The following is a 16,246-nucleotide window of genomic DNA, read 5'->3' as shown; positions in this document are numbered from 1 at the left end:
CCAGGTCACCCGAAATTGAGGTGCGCCCGCCCGTACGCTGGATGCCATGACCGCAACGGGGGCAGACCGGGAAGCGGCGGGACCGACCACCCGCGGCTACTGGTGGTGGGAACGGCGACGGAGTGTCGCACTGGATGTGGGACTGGCGCTGTTCTCGGCGCTGGAGTGTGCGCTGGAAGGGGTGGAATTCGCGGGGGACACCGGGCTGCCGGTGCCGCTGGGGGTGGTTTTCGGGTTCCTGGCGGGGGCCGTGCTGCTGGTCCGCCGGCGGTGGCCGATCGCCGTGGTGCTGGTGTCCGTCGCCACGACTCCGGCCGAGATGGGCTTCCTGATGGGCCTGGTCGGCCTGTACACGCTGGCCGCGTCCGACGTGCCACGGCGGATCACCGTGGTGCTGATGAGCATGTCGCTGGTCGGCACGTTCATCGTCACGTACGTACGGCTGCGGCAGGGGGTGTCGGCCAGTGCCGACTTCGGGCCGGGCGACTGGTACGTCCCGATGCTGTCCCTCTTCATGGCGGTGGGGCTCACCGCGCCGCCCGTGCTGTTCGGCCTCTACATAGGGGCCAGGCGCCGGCTGATGGAGAGCCTGCGGGAGCGGGCCGACTCGCTGGAGCGGGAGCTGTCGCTGCTCGCGGACCGGGCCGAGGAACGGGCCGAGTGGGCCCGTACGGAGGAACGGACCCGGATCGCCCGCGAGATGCACGACGTGGTCGCCCACCGGGTGAGCCTGATGGTCGTGCATGCCGCGGCGCTTCAGGCCGTCGCGCCCAAGGACCCGGCGAAGGCCGTGCGCAACGCGGCGCTCGTCGGTGACATGGGGCGCCAGGCGCTGACCGAGCTGCGCGAGATGCTAGGGGTGCTGCGCACCGGGGAGCCGATGGTGGCGCGGGTGACGAAGGTACCGCTCGCCTCCGTCGGCCGGACGGCCCCGGTCGCGGCGGAGGACGGGCCCCGGCTGGACGAGGTGGAGACGCTCGTCGGGGAGTCACGGGCGGCGGGGATGACGGTGGAGCTCTCGGTGGAGGGCGAGACGCGGCCGTACCCGCCCGAGGTCGAGCAGACGGCGTACCGGGTCGTGCAGGAGGCCCTGACGAACGTGCACAAGCACGCGGCCGGCGCGAAGACGTGGGTGCGCCTCGCGCACCGGGGCGCGGAGGTCGCCATGCAGGTGGAGAACGGCCCCTCCGACTCGGCCATGGCGGACGCGGGGCTGCCCAGCGGCGGCAACGGGCTCGTGGGCATGCGGGAGCGGGTGCTCGGTCTGGGCGGCGTCTTCGTCTCCGGGCCGACGGACGCGGGCGGCTTCCGGGTCTCCGCGGTGCTGCCGGACGCCTCCGGCCCGGCGCGTTGACCCCCGGGCCCGGAGGCGCCCCAGCGCTCAGGCCGAGGTGAGGCGTTCCGGCTGGGCGCCGGTGACCAGGGTGGACAGGGCCCGGTCGATGTCGGGGCCGAGGTACCAGTCGCCGGTGTGGTCGACGCTGTAGATCCGCCCCTCCGTGTCGATCGCGAGCACCGCCTGCCCGTCCCCCTCCTCGCCCAGCGGGGCGACCTCGGTCTCCAGGGCGCGGCCCAGGTCCGCCAGGGTCCGGGCCAGGTGCAGTCCGCGCAGCGGGTCGATCCGCACGGTCGCGGGTGCGATCTGGCGGCCGGGTGCGGTGGGGGTGAGGTGGAGGCCGCCGAATTCGGCCCAGGCCTCCACGGCCGAGGGGAAGACGGCGTGCTGGTGGCCGGCCGGTGAGGCGTGCGAGCGCAGCGCGTCGGCCCACTCCTCGGCCTGCCGGATGTCCCAGCGGCCGGGCTGCCAGCCGGCGGCGCGCAGGACGGCGTCGACGGCGACGGGGAAGCGGGTGGAGGCCTGGCGGTCGTGGTTCGCCGGGTTCGCTTGTTCGGGGAGGTCGTGTCGGTCGGCCATGGGGGCGCGGTCAGCCCTTCTCTGCGGTGGTCGCCGCTCCGGTGGTGGTGAGGTCGACGGGTCGTACGCCGAAGTGGGCGAGCATCACCGAGCAGGAGCGGCAGGGCGGTGCGTAGCTGCCGTGCAGGGGGTCGCCGTCCTCGCGGATGCGGCGTGCGGTGAGCCGGGCGTGCTTGAGCGCGCGGCGGGCCTCGCCGTTGGTGAGGGGCTTGCGCTGGGCGCGCTTGGAGCGGCCGGCCTCGGCGGCGGTGAGGTGCCGGGAGAGCAGTATCGCTTCGGGGCAGCGGCCGGTGAAGCGTTCCCGCTGGCCGCTGGTGAGGGTGTCCAGGAAGTCCTGGACGAGGTGGTGCAGTACGGGTGGCTGGTCGCCCTTGCCCGCGGTGCAGGTGAGTGTGTCGCCGCGGACGGACAGCGCTGCGGCCACCGCCGGCAGGATGCCGTCGCGGCGGTGGGTGAGGCCGGGCGCGTGGCTCGTCTCTGTGCTGCTCCAGCTGAGTCGTGGGTCCCCGGATGTGACGGTGTGTGCAGAGTGTGCGGTGTGCATGGTGCGTTGTCCCTCCCGTGCCCGCAGCGGCCGCTGCCGAATGTGCACGCCCCCGTGTATGCGGGTGACAGCCTGCCAAATGTGTCGGGTCGTGTGAAAGCTGGGTCGGGAAAACGTGTGTGCGTGTCGCCCGATGGTGGCCCGTCCGTCGCTCATCCGGCACAGCGTTGTAACGGTTCGTGACGGATGTGGCCGGGGGCCGGTGGGGCGGGACCGGCTCTTGCGGCACCGCATAGGCTGTGCCTGGACCGCCCCCATGGGCAGGTCGGTCCTCATCAGCCAGACGCAGCAGGGGGCAACCGCCATGACGACAGGTCGGCTCGGGCAGCAAGCCGCGCCACCGAACGGGGCCTACGCCGGGCAGCTCGTGCACTTCCCGGATCCTGTCCGGGCGTCCCGCCACCCCAGAGGTGTGCGCATGGACGGGAACGGGTGTCCGGAGTTCGCGCCGTACGCGCGCGCCGCCGCCGAGATCGCGGAGCCCCCGCAGGGCTTCGGCGTCGACGAACTGCGGCTCACGGACTACGTGTCGGCGAACGCGGCGCTGGCGGCCAGTGGGCATGAGCTGTGGGACACGATCCCGGCGGTGGCCACCCCGCACGGCTGGACCTGGCACCACGTGCCGGGCGGCCGGCGGATGGAGCTGGTCCCGGTCGAGGTGAAGGCGCTGCTGCGGCACCACGGCGGTCTGGCGACGACCGCGGTGGACCAGAACAAGCGGGGCACGCGTCCGCTCCAGGAGACCCGGCCCGCCCACTTCCGGCTCCCGAAGGGGGCCGTGGCGGTGAGCGAGCAGCAGATCCAGGGTGTCGAGGAGGACCTCGGTTACCGGTTGCCGGGTGCGTACCGCACGTTCCTGAAAGCGGCCGGCGGTTCGGCCCCGGTGGGTGCGGCGCTCGACGCGGAGCTGGGGCTGCTGGTCGACCAGCCGTTCTTCACGGTGCGCGACGAGGCGGCCGTGAACGATCTGGTCTATGTGAACAAGTGTTTGCGGGACCATCTGACCAAGGACTACCTGGGGGTCGGTTTCGTCCAGGGCGGCATTCTCGCGGTGAAGGTCCGGGGCCAGGGCGTCGGTTCCGTCTGGTTCTGCGCGTACGACGACGCGCGGGATCAGGACGGCTGGAGTGTCCAGGAGCGGGTGGACCGGCTGCTGTTGCCGTGCGGCGTGGACTTCGACGCCTTTCTCCAGCGTCTCGCGGGCAACCCGCCGGAGCTGGAGACGGTGGCGAACCTGATGGTGGACGGCGGCTTCGCGCGCGCCGTCCCGGTGGAGGGGTGAGCGCGATGGTGACCTTTGCACAGGCGCAGGAGCGCGCGGACGAGTGGGTCAACGGCGACGTTCCGGCGTATCAGCACCGCGAGGTGCGGGTGCGTGAGTTCGAGCTGGGTTTCGTGGTGTGGGCCGAGGACCGGGCGAACGGTCCGGTCTCCGACGGCGGCCGGCAGCGGCTGGTGATCGCCCGGGACAGCGGTGAGGCGACGTTGTGGCCCGGACTGCCGGTCGGTGAGGTGATCCGGCGGTACGAGGAGGAGTACGGCGCCGCGGAGGTGGCGCAGGCTGCTCCGGAGCCGCCGCAGCGCATCGATCTCAATCAGACGTCGTTCCTGTTGAGCCCGCCGGAGTGGCTCCAGGAGGCGGCGGACAAGCTCGGCATCCCGGACCGGCGGGCAGAGGGTGCGGAGGGTGCGGGGGACCAGGTGCCGCCGCAGGCGTCGCCCCCGGCCGTTCCCGCCGCGCCCGCTGTTCCTGCCGCGCCCGCTGCGATTCCCTCTCCCGCGTCCCCTCCCGAGTCTCCTTACTCTTCCGGTCCCGCTGCTCCCGCTGCTCCGTCGGACGGGCGGGGCGCGTACGAGCCCACCGCGTACGAGGGGGTTCAGGCGTCCTCGCCGCAGCCGCCGGTGGGGGCCACGCCGTGGGCGGGGACCGATACCAACGCGGGTTCCGACGAGGGGGAGGTGGGGCTGCCGGCGACGGTGTTCGCGCCGCCGCTCTCGGGTGCGGACGACGATGAGGAGCCGCCCAGGGTGGTGTCGGCCGAGGCGCCGACCGCGCTGATGTCCGGGGGCAGCCAGTTGCCCCGGACGGCGCTTGTGCCCGGCCTCGACTCGCAGCGCCCCGGACCTCAGGGGCCCGGTGCGCCTGGTGCGTCTGGTGTGTCGGGTGCGGCGGGTGTTCCCAGCGCTCCCGGTGTTCCCGGCGCTGCTCCTGGTGTTCCCGGCGCCCCTGGTGTTCCTGGTGCGCCCGGTGCGGCGGACATCTCGCAGGAGGCCACCAGCAAGGCGGCCGTTTCGCCGCGGGGTGCGCGTGGCGGGGGTTCGACGACTCCGCCGCCGCCCGGCGCCCCCGGTGTTCCGGGTGCGCTGCCGGGTGCGCCGGTGCCGCCGCCCTCCGGACCGGGTGCGCCCGGCGCCCCGGCGGGCGGGTACATGCCGACGCAGCTCGCCCCGCAGCAGGGCCCGCCCGGTGCTCCGCAGCCGCCCGGCCCGCCCGGCCCGCCCGCTCCGCCCGGTGCGACGCCGCCGCCCGGCAGTGACGTGCATCAGGCGGCCACGATGTTCGCGACCCCCGCCCAGGTGGGTCCGCCCGGCGCGCCGCAGCCGCCCGGTCCGCCCGGCCGGCCCGGTGTCCCCGGTGCGCCTCAGCCGCCCGGCCCGCCCGGCCCGCCCGGCCCGCCCGGTCAGCCGGGTCAGCCGGGCCCTCCCGCTCCGCCCGGCCCGCCCGGTCCTCCTGGTGCGACGCCGCCGCCCGGTGCCGGTGTGCATCATGCGGCGACGATGTTCGCGACCCCCGCCCAGGTGGGTCCGCCCGGTGCGCCGCAGCCGCCCGGTCCGCCCGGTCCGCCCGGTGGATCGATGGGAGGTGTCCCCGGACAGCTGCCGCCGCCCGGCCACACCCCGCCGCCGGCGGCGTACGGGTATCCGCAGGCGCCCCCCGGCCAGCCGATCGTCGGCCCCGGCTACCAGGCCGTGCTGCGCTACCGGGGCCCCGACGGCAGCGAGCAGCAGCTGATCCGGCGTTCGGCGCCGGGCACCCCGCACCCCGAGTGGCAGATGCTGCACGAGCTGCGGGCCATGAACGTACCGCCGCAGCAGGTCATCGAGCTGCACACGGAGCTGGAGTCCTGCGAGCTGCCGGGTGGTTACTGTGCCCGGATGATCCGGGAGACCTGGCCGCAGGTGCGGATCACCAGCGTGGCCCCGTACGGCACCGATCACGCGAGCCGGCAGCAGGGCATGCAGCATCTGCTCACCCATCAGGGCGAGTTGCACCAGGTGGCGGACGGTCCGGCGCGTCCGGCGCCGGTCCGGGCGCCGTTGCCGCAGCTGCCGCCCGCGATGCCGGTGTCGCCGGAGGCGGTCGCGGAGGAGCTGCTCCAGACGTTCGGCCCGCAGGGTGTGCTCCGCTTCGACCAGCGTGCGGTGTCCCGGCAGGGGGTGCCGGAGATCGTGGCGCGGACGTTGGTCTGGGCCGGGCTGCCCGCCGACTTCGGGCCGTTCTTCTGGGCGCAGCCGGGTCAGCCCGTGGTGCCGACGCTGGCCGAGCTGGCGGCGCAGCGTCAGGTGCGGCCTGCGCCCGACGCGGGGTCCTACCTCGTGATGGGTTCGGACTTCGGCCGGGCGATCTGTGTGCAGTACGGGACGGCGAACATCGTGGCCGTGCCGGTGGAGGCGGGGCCCGGCGGGCAGTCGGTGGCGCCGCAGTTCGTGAACACCGGGCTGCCGGAGTTCACCCGGTCGCTGGCCCTGCTGGGCCGGATGTGGCGGCTGCGGTTCGGGCTCAATCCGGAGCAGGCCGGCCGTTGGACGGTCGACTTCCAGGCACAGCTGGTCGCGCTGGACCCGGCCGCGCTGGCGTCGCCGGAGAGCTGGTGGTCGGTGCTGCTGGAGCAGATGTGGGACGGCTTGATCTGATCGTCGAACATCCGTAGCACGTCAGCGGGTGTGGTGCCCCGTTCCCGGCAGAATCCCTGCTGGGAACGGGGCACCGCGCTTTTGCCGGCTGTGATGCCGGTCGCTTCCGTCCGGAAAGCATCGAAAGGATTCCGACTTCTCAGCCAATTGCCGCATCCTTGACGTATTGCTCGATGGTCGGGCCCGGAGAGTCGGAAAGAGGCGTCAAGGATGAGTTCTGCACCGGTGTCCGCGCACGGCTTCGCCGGTGCGCGCGGACGTGGCTACCGTCCGGAGCAGGTGGACCGCATGGTGGCGGGGCTGTCCGCCGAGCGGGACGAGGCTCAGGAGCGGGTGGCGCGGCTGACGGCGCTGGCGGAGACGCTGATCGCGGAGTCGGCCCGGCTGGATGAGGCCGTCGCCGCGCTGGCACCGCAGGACTACGCGTCGCTGGGGGAGCGGGCGCAGCGGATCCTGGCGCTGGCCGAGGGCGAGGCGGAGGCGTTGCGGGCGGCCGCGACGGAGGAGTCGCAGTCCGTGCGGGACGCGGCGGACGCGGCGGCTCGGTCCGTGCGTGAGTCGGCCCGTGCGGACGCGGAGGCGATGCGGGCGGCCGCGACGGACCGTGCGGAGCAGCTGGTGGCGTCGGCCGGGGGTGAGGCCGGTGAGGCGCTGACGGCGGCCCGGCTGGAGGCGGCGGCGGTGCGCGAGGAGGCGGACGCGGCGATGGAGGCGACCCGCAGCCGGACGGCGAGTGTGCTGGCGCATCAGGAGCAGGAGCACGCCGAGCGGTGGAAGGCGGACGGGCAGCAGCTCGCGGACGCCGAGGCGGGGCAGCTGGCGGAGCACACGGAGCTGGCCGGCCGGGCGGACGCGGTGCTGGACGGGGCGCGCCGGGCGCTGGCCGAGGCGGAGGAGGCCGCGCGGCACGGGCAGGAGGACGCGGAGGCGCGGGGTGCGGAGCTGATCGCGGCTGCCCGGGTCCGCGAGGAGCGGGTGGAGCGGGAGACGGAGCGGGTGCTGCGGGAGCACGAGGAGGGGCGCGAGGGCGTGCAGGCGCACATGGCGCATGTGCGTAACTCGCTGGCGGCGCTCACCGGGCGGGTGGCCCCGGCGGGGGACTGAGGCCGTACCGAGAGGGGGGAGGCCGGGGTCAGGGGCGCGGCCAGGGCTGCTTGGAGAGCTGCTCGATGCCGCTGTTGAAGCGTTTGAGGTAACCGGCGAAGGCGGCGATGTCGTCGTCCGGCCAGTCGTGCATGACCTGGTCCAGGGCGCGTACGACGCGTTCGCGCTCCTGGTCGAGGAGGTCGGCGCCCTTCGCCGTGATGCGGAATTTGCGGGCCATGCCGCCGCCCGGGTCCGCGATGCGTTCGGCCAGTCCGGCGCGGGTCGCCGCCGCGGTCTGGCGGTTGAGGGTGGAGGCGTCGAGGCCGAACGCCTCGCTCAGTTCGCCGTTGGACATGGGGCCCTGGATCCGGATGCGGCTCAGCAGGATGTAGGCGCTGCGGTCCATGAGTGCGTATTTATGCCGTCCGCCCCTCTGGTGGGCGAGGTCGTGCCGCCCGAGCAGCATCTGCTCGTACTCCACTTGGTCCGTGGGCCTGGCCATGTCTCTGCGGCCTCCTGCTCTCCGATGGGCTCGGGATCATGCTCTCACGCGGCGTGCATCTGACACGTGGTGTGTATGACACATTAGGCATGTACGATGCACATCGCTATATCAGGCGGGCTGCCCGGCGAACTGTCCAGCCGGCCGTCCGGCGAACGGTCCGGCCGACGTCCCGGCGGACCGGACGACGACCCTTTTAGGAGTTCCTCCTCATGGATGCCCCCCAGCCGACAGCCAGAACGGGCGGTGTGGTCGCGACGCTCGCGTTCGCCGGAACCGTGGCGGCCGTCATGCAGACCCTGGTCACGCCGCTCATCGCGGAGCTGCCGAAGCTCCTCAACACGTCCAGCTCCAACGCCACTTGGGTGATCACCGTCACCCTGCTGGTCTCGGCGGTGTGCGTGCCGGTCTCCGGGCGGCTGGGCGACCTGCTGGGCAAGCGCCGGATGCTGCTGGTGTGCTCGGTGCCGCTGTTCGTCGGTTCCGTGGTGTGCGCCCTCGCGTCCTCCGTCGTCCCGATGATCATCGGACGCGGTCTGCAGGGCATGGGCATGGGCATGGTGCCGCTCGGCATCGCCCTGCTGCGTGACGTGGTGCCGAAGGAGAAGCTGAGCTCCTCCATCGCCCTGGTGAGCGCCTCCCTCGGGATCGGCGGCGCCCTCGGCCTGCCGATCGCCTCCGCGGTCGCCCAGTACGCGAGCTGGCGGGTGCTGTTCTGGGGCTCCGCGGCCCTCGCCCTCAGCATCTCCGCACTGATCTGGTTCCTGATCCCGGACGTCCCGGCGGGCGCCAAGGGGCAGCGGTTCGACGTGCCCGGCGCCCTCGGTCTCGCCGTCGGCCTGGTCTGTCTGCTCCTCGCCGTCTCCAAGGGCGCCGAGTGGGGCTGGACCTCCACGACGACGGTCGGCCTGTTCGTCGCCTCCGTCGTGGTGCTCCTGGCCTGGGGATTCTGGGAACTGCGCACCAGGGACCCGTTGGTCGACCTGCGCACCACGGCCCGCCCCCGGGTGCTCATCACCAACCTCGCCTCGCTCTTCGTCGGCTTCGGCATGTACGCGGGCATGCTGATCGCGCCGCAGCTGCTGCAGTTCCCCGAGACCACCGGCTACGGACTGGGCCAGTCGATGCTCGCGGCAGGCCTGTGGATGGCCCCCGGCGGCATCATGATGATGATCGTCTCCCCGCTGGGCGGGAAGCTCACCGACGCCCGCGGGCCGAAGTTCACCCTGATCAGCGGGGTGCTGGTGATCGCGGCTGCCTACGGTCTCGGCATCCTCCTGATGGGCTCCGCCTGGGGCCTGATGCTGTTCCTGATGGTCAGCAGCAGCGGTGTCGGCCTGGCCTACGGCGCGATGCCCGCCCTGATCATGAGCGCCGTCCCCGCGTCGGAGACCGCCGCCGCCAACGGGTTCAACACCCTCATGCGCGCGCTCGGCACCTCGATCGGCGCCGCCGTGATCGGTGCGGTCCTCTCGCAGATGACGACGGAGACGGGTGGCTTCAGCCTCACCTCGGAGGCCGGGTTCCGTACGGGCCTGATGTTCGGCTGCGCCGTCGCCGTCATCGCGGCGGTGATCTCGACGTTCATCCCGGCCGTCCGCGGTCCGGCCGTCGGCGAGAAGACGGACGCGGCCGCCTCGCCCGAGGTGGCCCCGGCCAGGTCCTAGGTCGGGTCTTCGAGTCGTGTCTTCAAACTGCCGCCGCCTGCCTCTGGAGGGCCCGGACCAGAGCCGTGACCTGGAGGCGGGTGCGGCGGTGGCCGAGCGTGGCCACGCCGATGTGCCGCGCCGGAGCCGGTGGCCGGACCGGGACGGCGCGTACGCCCGGCACCTCGGGTGCCAGCGCGATGGACGGGATCAGCGAGACACCCACGCCCGCGGCGACGAGCGAGCGGGCGAAGAAGTAGTCGCTGGTCGTGCCGCGGACCTCCGGTTCGAAGCCCGCCCGCTCGGCGTAACGCCGCAGGTATGCCTCGGTCTTGAGGCAGCCGAGCACCCAGGGCTCGGCCGCCAGCTCGGCCGGGTCGATCGCCGGCCGGCCGGCCAGGCGGTGCCCCTCGGGCAGGACGACGTGCAGCGGGTCGTCCATGAGAGCCGTCCACTCCAGCGCGGGGCCGCTGCCCGGCCGGCCGGGCAGCGGGCCGTCGAAGCGGTAGGCGAGCGCGAGGTCCACGGCGCCCTGCCGGACCAGGGGCAGGCTGTCCTCCGGCTCGAACTCCCTGACATGGAGGACGGTCTCGGGATGAGCCGCCGTCAGCTCGGTGAGGGCGCCGGGGAGCAGGAGCCTGCCACCGCTGGTGAACGTGGCTACGGTGAGCTGGGTCCGGCCCGTACCCAGCTCGGTGACCTGTTGTGTCGCGTGTTCGAGTTCGGCGGCGACCGACTCGGCCGCACCGACCATGATGCGGCCGGCCGCGGTGAGGGTGACGCCGCGCGTGCTGCGCGCGAAGACCTGGCTGCCGAGGCTGCGCTCCAGGGCGGCCACGTGCTGGGAGACGGCCGAGGGAGTGAGGCGCAGGGCGGCCGCCGCCCGGTTGAAGCTGCCGTGCTCCGCCACCGCCCGCAGGACCCGGAGCCGCTGCACATCGATCAACAGTATTCCTTAATACCCGTCCAGTAAGCCGATACTTCTGCTGATGACGCTACGTCTCCAGGATGGGGGCATGCAAAGGATCTGCGTCATCGGCGGAAGCCGCTACTTCGGAAAGCTCCTGGTCGAGCGGCTGCATGCCGCCGGACACCGGGTCACGGTCATCAACCGCGGCTCCACCCCGCCGCCTCCCGGCGTCGAGCACCTCGTCGTCGACCGCGACGACGCGGCCGCCCTCGCCGCCGCCCTCGGTACGCGCACCTTCGACGTGGTCGTCGACCAGGTCTGCTACACCCCGGTGCAGGCCGCGATCGCCGTCCGCGCCTTCTCCGGCCGCACCCTGCGGTACGTCATGACGTCCACCATCGAGGTCTACGATCCGGCATCCGCCGCCCTGCCGGACGTCGCGCGGCACACCCCGGTGCCGGAGGAACTCGTGGACCCGGCCACCTGGACGGTGCGCACCGACCTGCCCTGGCACGACGAGGCCTACCTGGAGGACCACTACGCCGAGGGCAAGCGCCAGGCGGAGGCCGTCTTCACCCGGGACGCCGCGTTCGCGTTCGCCTCCGTGCGCAGCGCCCACGTACTGGGCGGCGGAACCCGGGAGTTCACCGGCCGGCTGGCGCACTACGTCGACAGCATCGCCGGGGGGAGCGAGATCCCCGTGCACGCACGGGAGCTGCCCACGGTCTTCATCCACTACGAGGAGCTTGCGGACCTGCTCCTGTGGGCGGCTACCGGCACCGGCTTCACCGGCCCGCTGAACGCCTGCTCCGACGGCCTGCTCGACGTACGCGAACTGGCGGCCGCCATCGCGGCCCGGTCCGGCCGCCGGCCCGTCTTCCGGACCGTCGCCGACGGCGAGCAGGCCGGCCCGTTCTCCTTCGACCGGCACTACGCCATGAGCAACGGCCGGGCGAAGGAACTGGGTTTTGTCTTCTCCCGCACCGGCGACTGGCTGCCCGGTGCCGTCACCGAAGCCCTTGCCGCCGCCGCCCCCACCGCCTGAGGAGCCCGCGCACCATGCACTACCGGTCCATCGGAAACAGCAAGGTCAGCGCCATCGGTCTGGGCGCCATGCCGCTCTCCACCGAGGGGCGCCCGGACGAACAGCGGGCCGTCGCCACCGTCCACGCCGCCCTCGACGCGGGCATCACGCTCATCGACACCGCCGACAGCTACCACTGGCACGCCGGCGAGAGGGGCCACAACGAACTCCTGGTCGCCCGCGCCCTGCGGAGCTACGGCGGCGATACCTCCGGCGTCCTGGTCGCGACCAAGGGCGGGCGCGGCCGGCCCGGGGACGGCAGCTGGACGGTCACCGGCACCCCCGCCCACCTCAAGCGCGCCGCCGAGGCCTCCGCCGGGCGCCTGGGTGTTGAAGCGATCGGTCTCTACCAGCTGCACAAGCCGGATCCGGCCGTGCCCTGGGCCGACTCCGTCGGCGCGCTGCGCGAGCTGCTCGATGCCGGCACGATCCGGGCCGCGGGGATCTCCAACGTGACCACCGGTCAGATCCGGGAGGCGCACGCGATCCTGGGCGACGCGCTGGTCTGCGTACAGAACCAGTACTCACCCGCGGTGCGCGGCGGCGAGCCCGAGCTCCGGCTGAGTACGGAACTGGGCCTCGCCTTCCTGCCCTGGAGCCCGCTGGGCGGCATCACCCGGAGCTCGCTGGACGGCCCGGCGGGTCCCACCTCCGCGGGCACCGCCTTCCACGACATCGCCGCCGATCACCGGGTCAGCCCCCAACAGATCGCCCTGGCGTGGCTGTTGGCCCGCTCCCTGGCCGTGATCCCGGTACCCGGAGCCAGCCGTCCGGCCTCCGTCCAGGACTCGGCACGGGCCGCGGGGCTCAAGCTGAGCGAGGCGGAGCTGACGCGACTGGAGGGCGCCCGGTAGTCGCGGCTGCTCCGAAGGGCCCGAAGGGTGTGCACCCTTGGGACCAGTCCCTGAGAGACCTCTCCGCCCGGGGGCCCAGACCCCTAGGGGTAGCTCCTTATATCTGCCCAGGGATCGTTCCTCCCGGCGGAGGACGTGGCCGGTGCCGTCCTCTCCGTAGCGTGGTTCACACACCGCGATGGCGGCAGACCTCAGGGAGCGGGGTGGGGAAAACCCCACCCGAAGACTGCGCTGGGCACCAGCGCGCCGGACCCCCTCGGGCCGACAGACTTCAGAGCAGACGGCGACCACTCGGCGCAGACGGCGACCGCCCGGCGCTGACCGACATAGCTGACCGACATAGGAGATAAACCGTGACAACGGCTGTGACCATTCCCAGGCACGAGGGCACTGGAGGGCGTACGGCTGTTGCTGCGCGGGCGCGGCAGGTCGTCAAGGCGTACGGGGTCGGAGAGACCCGGGTCGTCGCCCTCGACCATGTCGATGTGGACATCGCACGCGGCCAGTTCACCGCGATCATGGGCCCGTCCGGTTCCGGCAAGTCGACGCTGATGCACTGCCTGGCCGGGCTCGACACCGTCACCTCCGGGCAGATCCACCTCGCCGAGACCGAGATCACCGGCCTCAAGGACAAGAAGCTGACCCAGCTCCGGCGCGACCGGATCGGGTTCATCTTCCAGGCGTTCAACCTCCTGCCGACGCTGAACGCGCTGGAGAACATCACGCTGCCGATGGACATCGCCGGCCGCAAGCCGGACGCCGCCTGGCTGCGGCAGGTCGTGGAGACCGTGGGCCTCTCGGAGCGGCTGAAGCACCGGCCGACCGAGCTCTCCGGCGGCCAGCAGCAGCGGGTCGCGGTGGCGCGGGCGCTCGCCGCCCAGCCGGAGATCATCTTCGGTGACGAGCCGACCGGGAACCTGGACTCGCGGGCCGGCGCAGAGGTGCTCGACTTCCTGCGCAAGTCCGTGGACGAGCTGGGCCAGACCATCGTCATGGTCACCCACGACCCGGTCGCCGCCTCCTACGCGGACCGGGTGCTGTACCTCGCGGACGGGCGCATCGTCGACGAGATGCTCAACCCGACCGCCGACCAGGTGCTGGACCGGATGAAGGACTTCGACGCGCGCGGGCGGACCTCATGACCGTCTGGAAGACCTCGATGCGCAACTTCTTCGCGCACAAGGGCCGGATGGCGCTCTCCGCCGTCGCCGTCCTGCTGTCGGTGGCGTTCGTCTGCGGCACGCTCGTCTTCACCGACACGATGAACACCACGTTCGACAAGCTCTTCGCCGCGACGTCGGCCGACGTCACGGTCAGCCCGAAGACGGCCAAGGTCGACGACACCCCGGAGAACGGCAAGCCCGAGTCGCTGCCCGCCTCCGTCGTCGCACAGGTCGAGAAGGCCGACGGGGTGAAGAAGGCCGAGGGCGCCGTCTCCAGCTCCGCGGTCACCGTCGTCGACAGCCACAACAAGAACATGGGCTCCGACACCGGGGCCCCCACGCTCGCCGGCAACTGGACGAGCAACGACCTGCGGTCCATGGAGATCACCTCCGGCCACGCCCCGCGCGGCCCGACCGAGGTCATGGTCGACGCCGACACCGCGGACAAGCACCACCTCAAGATCGGTGACGAACTGCGCACCATCGCCGTCACCGGCGACGTCCGCGCGAAGATCAGCGGCATCGCCACCTTCAAGGTCACCAACCCGGGCGCGGCCATCGTCTACCTCGACACCGCCACCGCCCAGCAGAAGCTCCTCGGCAGCCCCGACGCCTTCACCCAGATCTCCGTCACCGCACAACCGGGCGTCAGCGACACCCAGTTGAAGAAGAACGTCGCCACCGCCCTGGACGGCTCCGCCACGTACAAGCTCCAGACCCAGAAGGAGGCCGCGGACGCCAACAAGGACTCCATGGGCTCCTTCCTCGACGTCATGAAGTACGCGATGCTCGGCTTCGCCGGGATCGCCTTCCTCGTCGGCATCTTCCTGATCGTCAACACCTTCTCGATGCTGGTCGCCCAGCGCACCCGCGAGATCGGCCTGATGCGGGCCATCGGCTCCAGCCGCAAGCAGGTCAACCGGTCCGTGCTCCTGGAAGCGGTGCTCCTCGGCATCGTCGGCTCGCTCCTCGGCGTCGCCGCCGGGGTCGGCCTCGCCGTCGGCCTGATGAAGGTCATGGGCGCGGTGGGCATGGAGCTGTCCACCCAGGACCTCACCATCGCCTGGACGACCCCGGTGACCGGGCTGGCGCTCGGCATCATCGTGACCGTCCTCGCCGCGTACATCCCGGCCCGCCGGGCCGGCAAGGTCTCCCCGATGGCCGCCCTGCGCGACTCCGGCACCCCGGCGGACGCCAAGTCCGGCTGGATCAGGGCCGGCATCGGCCTGGTCCTGACCGGCGCGGGTGCGGCGGCCCTGTGGGCGACCACCCAGGCGGACAAGTCGAGCGACGGCTCGGCCTTCCTCGGCCTGGGCGTGGTCCTCACCCTCATCGGCTTCATCGTGATCGGCCCGCTGCTCGCCGGCGTCGTCGTACGGGCGCTCAGCGTCGTCGTCCTCCGGTTCTTCGGACCGGTCGGCCGGCTGGCGGAGCGCAACGCGCTGCGCAACCCGCGGCGCACCGGAGCCACCGGGGCGGCCCTGATGATCGGCCTCGCGCTGGTGGCCTGCCTCTCGGTGGTCGGCTCCTCCATGGTCGCCTCCGCCACCGACGAGCTGGACAAGTCGGTGGGCGCCGACTTCATCGTGCAGGCGCCGGACGGCCGGCTGGTCGTCCCGCAGGCCGCGAAGGCGCTGACGACCGCACCCGGCATCGAACACGTCACCAACTACAAGGTCCTCGGCGCGAAGCTCACCAACCCCGACGGTTCGACGGCGGACGAGCACGTCACCGCCGCCGACCCCACGTACCCGCAGGACCTGCGGCGCGAGACCGTCGCCGGCGACCTGCCCGCGGCCTACGGCAAGAACGCCATGTCGGTCGGAAACGAGTACGCCACCGCGCACGGCATCAAGGTCGGTGACACGATCACCGTCGCGTTCAAGGCGGGCACCCCGGCGAAGCTCAAGGTCGCCGCGATCACCTCGGACGACACGAGCGTGGACCAGGGCGCGATGTACCTGAACACCTCGACCGCCGAGAAGTACGTCCCCGCGGACAGGATGCCGGCGAACGTGATCATGTTCGCCAAGGCGCAGGACGGCAAGGAGAAGGAGGCCTACGCCGCCCTCAAGAGCTCGCTCGCCGAGTACCCGCAGTACAAGGTGCAGAACCAGGCCGACTTCAAGCAGGACCTGAAGGACCAGATCGGCCAGCTCCTGAACATCGTGTACGGACTGCTCGCCCTGGCGATCATCGTCGCGGTCCTCGGGGTCGTGAACACCCTGGCCCTCTCGGTCGTCGAGCGGACCCGCGAGATCGGCCTGATGCGCGCCATCGGCCTCTCCCGCCGCCAGCTGCGCCGCATGATCAGGCTGGAGTCCGTGGTCATCGCCCTGTTCGGCGCCCTGCTCGGCCTCGGCCTGGGGATGGGCTGGGGCACCTCGGCCCAGAAGCTGCTGGCCCTGGAGGGCCTGGGCGTCCTGGAGATCCCGTGGCCGACCATCATCACGGTCTTCGTCGCCTCGGCCTTCGTCGGACTGTTCGCCGCCCTGGTCCCCGCGTTCCGGGCCGGCCGGATGAACGTCCTGAACGCCATCGCCACGGACGGGTGAGGCAGCGCTCACCGTAGACTGAGAACCTCCGGCCCCGGGACGTCCCTCCAGACGCCCCGGGGCCGGATCCGT

At 72.4% G+C, this 16,246-nt stretch carries 13 protein-coding genes; 9 read left to right on the top strand and 4 right to left on the bottom strand.

All coding sequences use genetic code 11. From position 1 onward, the window contains the following. The first annotated feature begins 46 nt into the window (after positions 1–46). The gene (locus ACZ601_RS26920) at positions 47–1,354 is read left to right on the top strand and encodes a sensor histidine kinase (protein ID WP_440576750.1); all 1,308 of its coding nucleotides are present in this window, start codon (positions 47–49) and stop codon (positions 1,352–1,354) included. A 27-nt stretch (positions 1,355–1,381) separates the two neighbouring features. Here the strand turns inward: ACZ601_RS26920 and ACZ601_RS26915 are convergent, their stop codons facing one another. After that, complete coding sequence (locus tag ACZ601_RS26915) at positions 1,382–1,915, bottom strand: SUKH-3 domain-containing protein (protein WP_311305215.1); 534 nt, start codon at positions 1,913–1,915, stop codon at positions 1,382–1,384. 10 nt (positions 1,916–1,925) lie between these two features. Then, positions 1,926–2,459: a YwqJ-related putative deaminase gene (locus ACZ601_RS26910; protein ID WP_440576752.1), complete on the bottom strand. Its 534-nt coding sequence runs from the start codon at positions 2,457–2,459 to the stop codon at positions 1,926–1,928. 304 nt (positions 2,460–2,763) lie between these two features. On the opposite strand from ACZ601_RS26910, the gene ACZ601_RS26905 reads away from it, so the two are divergent. The 3 genes from ACZ601_RS26905 to ACZ601_RS26895 all read left to right on the top strand — a co-directional run bounded on the left by ACZ601_RS26905 (position 2,764) and on the right by ACZ601_RS26895 (position 7,478). Next, positions 2,764–3,741 (top strand): SMI1/KNR4 family protein, encoded by a 978-nt coding sequence (locus tag ACZ601_RS26905; protein WP_469542509.1) that lies wholly within the window; start codon positions 2,764–2,766, stop codon positions 3,739–3,741. Between the two features lie 5 nt (positions 3,742–3,746). Beyond that, a complete protein-coding gene (locus tag ACZ601_RS26900; RefSeq protein WP_469542507.1) occupies positions 3,747–6,374 on the top strand; it encodes an SUKH-4 family immunity protein in 2,628 nt (875 codons plus the stop codon). A gap of 210 nt (positions 6,375–6,584) precedes the next feature. Further along, positions 6,585–7,478, top strand: a complete 894-nt coding sequence (locus ACZ601_RS26895; RefSeq protein WP_469542505.1) for a cellulose-binding protein — start codon at positions 6,585–6,587, stop codon at positions 7,476–7,478. Between the two features lie 28 nt (positions 7,479–7,506). On the opposite strand, the gene ACZ601_RS26890 is transcribed toward ACZ601_RS26895, so the two are convergent. Continuing rightward, complete coding sequence (locus ACZ601_RS26890) at positions 7,507–7,962, bottom strand: MarR family winged helix-turn-helix transcriptional regulator (protein ID WP_440578900.1); 456 nt, start codon at positions 7,960–7,962, stop codon at positions 7,507–7,509. 212 nt (positions 7,963–8,174) lie between these two features. On the opposite strand from ACZ601_RS26890, the gene ACZ601_RS26885 reads away from it, so the two are divergent. Then, entirely contained in the window at positions 8,175–9,629 is a 1,455-nt protein-coding gene (locus ACZ601_RS26885) for an MFS transporter (protein ID WP_469542501.1), read from the top strand. A gap of 22 nt (positions 9,630–9,651) precedes the next feature. Here ACZ601_RS26885 and ACZ601_RS26880 read toward each other — a convergent pair whose 3' ends face one another. After that, positions 9,652–10,554, bottom strand: coding sequence for a LysR family transcriptional regulator (locus tag ACZ601_RS26880; RefSeq protein ID WP_469542498.1), 903 nt, complete (start codon positions 10,552–10,554; stop codon positions 9,652–9,654). Between the two features lie 70 nt (positions 10,555–10,624). Here ACZ601_RS26880 and ACZ601_RS26875 point away from each other — a divergent pair, with 70 nt between their 5' ends. From ACZ601_RS26875 to ACZ601_RS26860, 4 genes are all read left to right on the top strand, one after another. Continuing rightward, positions 10,625–11,563: an NAD-dependent epimerase/dehydratase family protein gene (locus ACZ601_RS26875; protein WP_469542496.1), complete on the top strand. Its 939-nt coding sequence runs from the start codon at positions 10,625–10,627 to the stop codon at positions 11,561–11,563. A 14-nt stretch (positions 11,564–11,577) separates the two neighbouring features. Further along, the gene (locus tag ACZ601_RS26870; protein ID WP_469542493.1) at positions 11,578–12,456 is read left to right on the top strand and encodes an aldo/keto reductase; all 879 of its coding nucleotides are present in this window, start codon (positions 11,578–11,580) and stop codon (positions 12,454–12,456) included. A 353-nt stretch (positions 12,457–12,809) separates the two neighbouring features. After that, positions 12,810–13,598 (top strand): ABC transporter ATP-binding protein, encoded by a 789-nt coding sequence (locus ACZ601_RS26865; protein ID WP_440577746.1) that lies wholly within the window; start codon positions 12,810–12,812, stop codon positions 13,596–13,598. Next, positions 13,595–16,174: an ABC transporter permease gene (locus tag ACZ601_RS26860; protein WP_469542490.1), complete on the top strand. Its 2,580-nt coding sequence runs from the start codon at positions 13,595–13,597 to the stop codon at positions 16,172–16,174. The genes ACZ601_RS26865 and ACZ601_RS26860 overlap by 4 nt, the downstream gene beginning before the upstream one ends. Positions 16,175–16,246: the final 72 nt, after the last annotated feature.

Source organism: Streptomyces sp. NPDC104307 (assembly GCF_055584045.1).
Note: the sequence above shows the minus strand (reverse complement) of the source record. Positions and strands in the feature narration are given on the sequence as shown.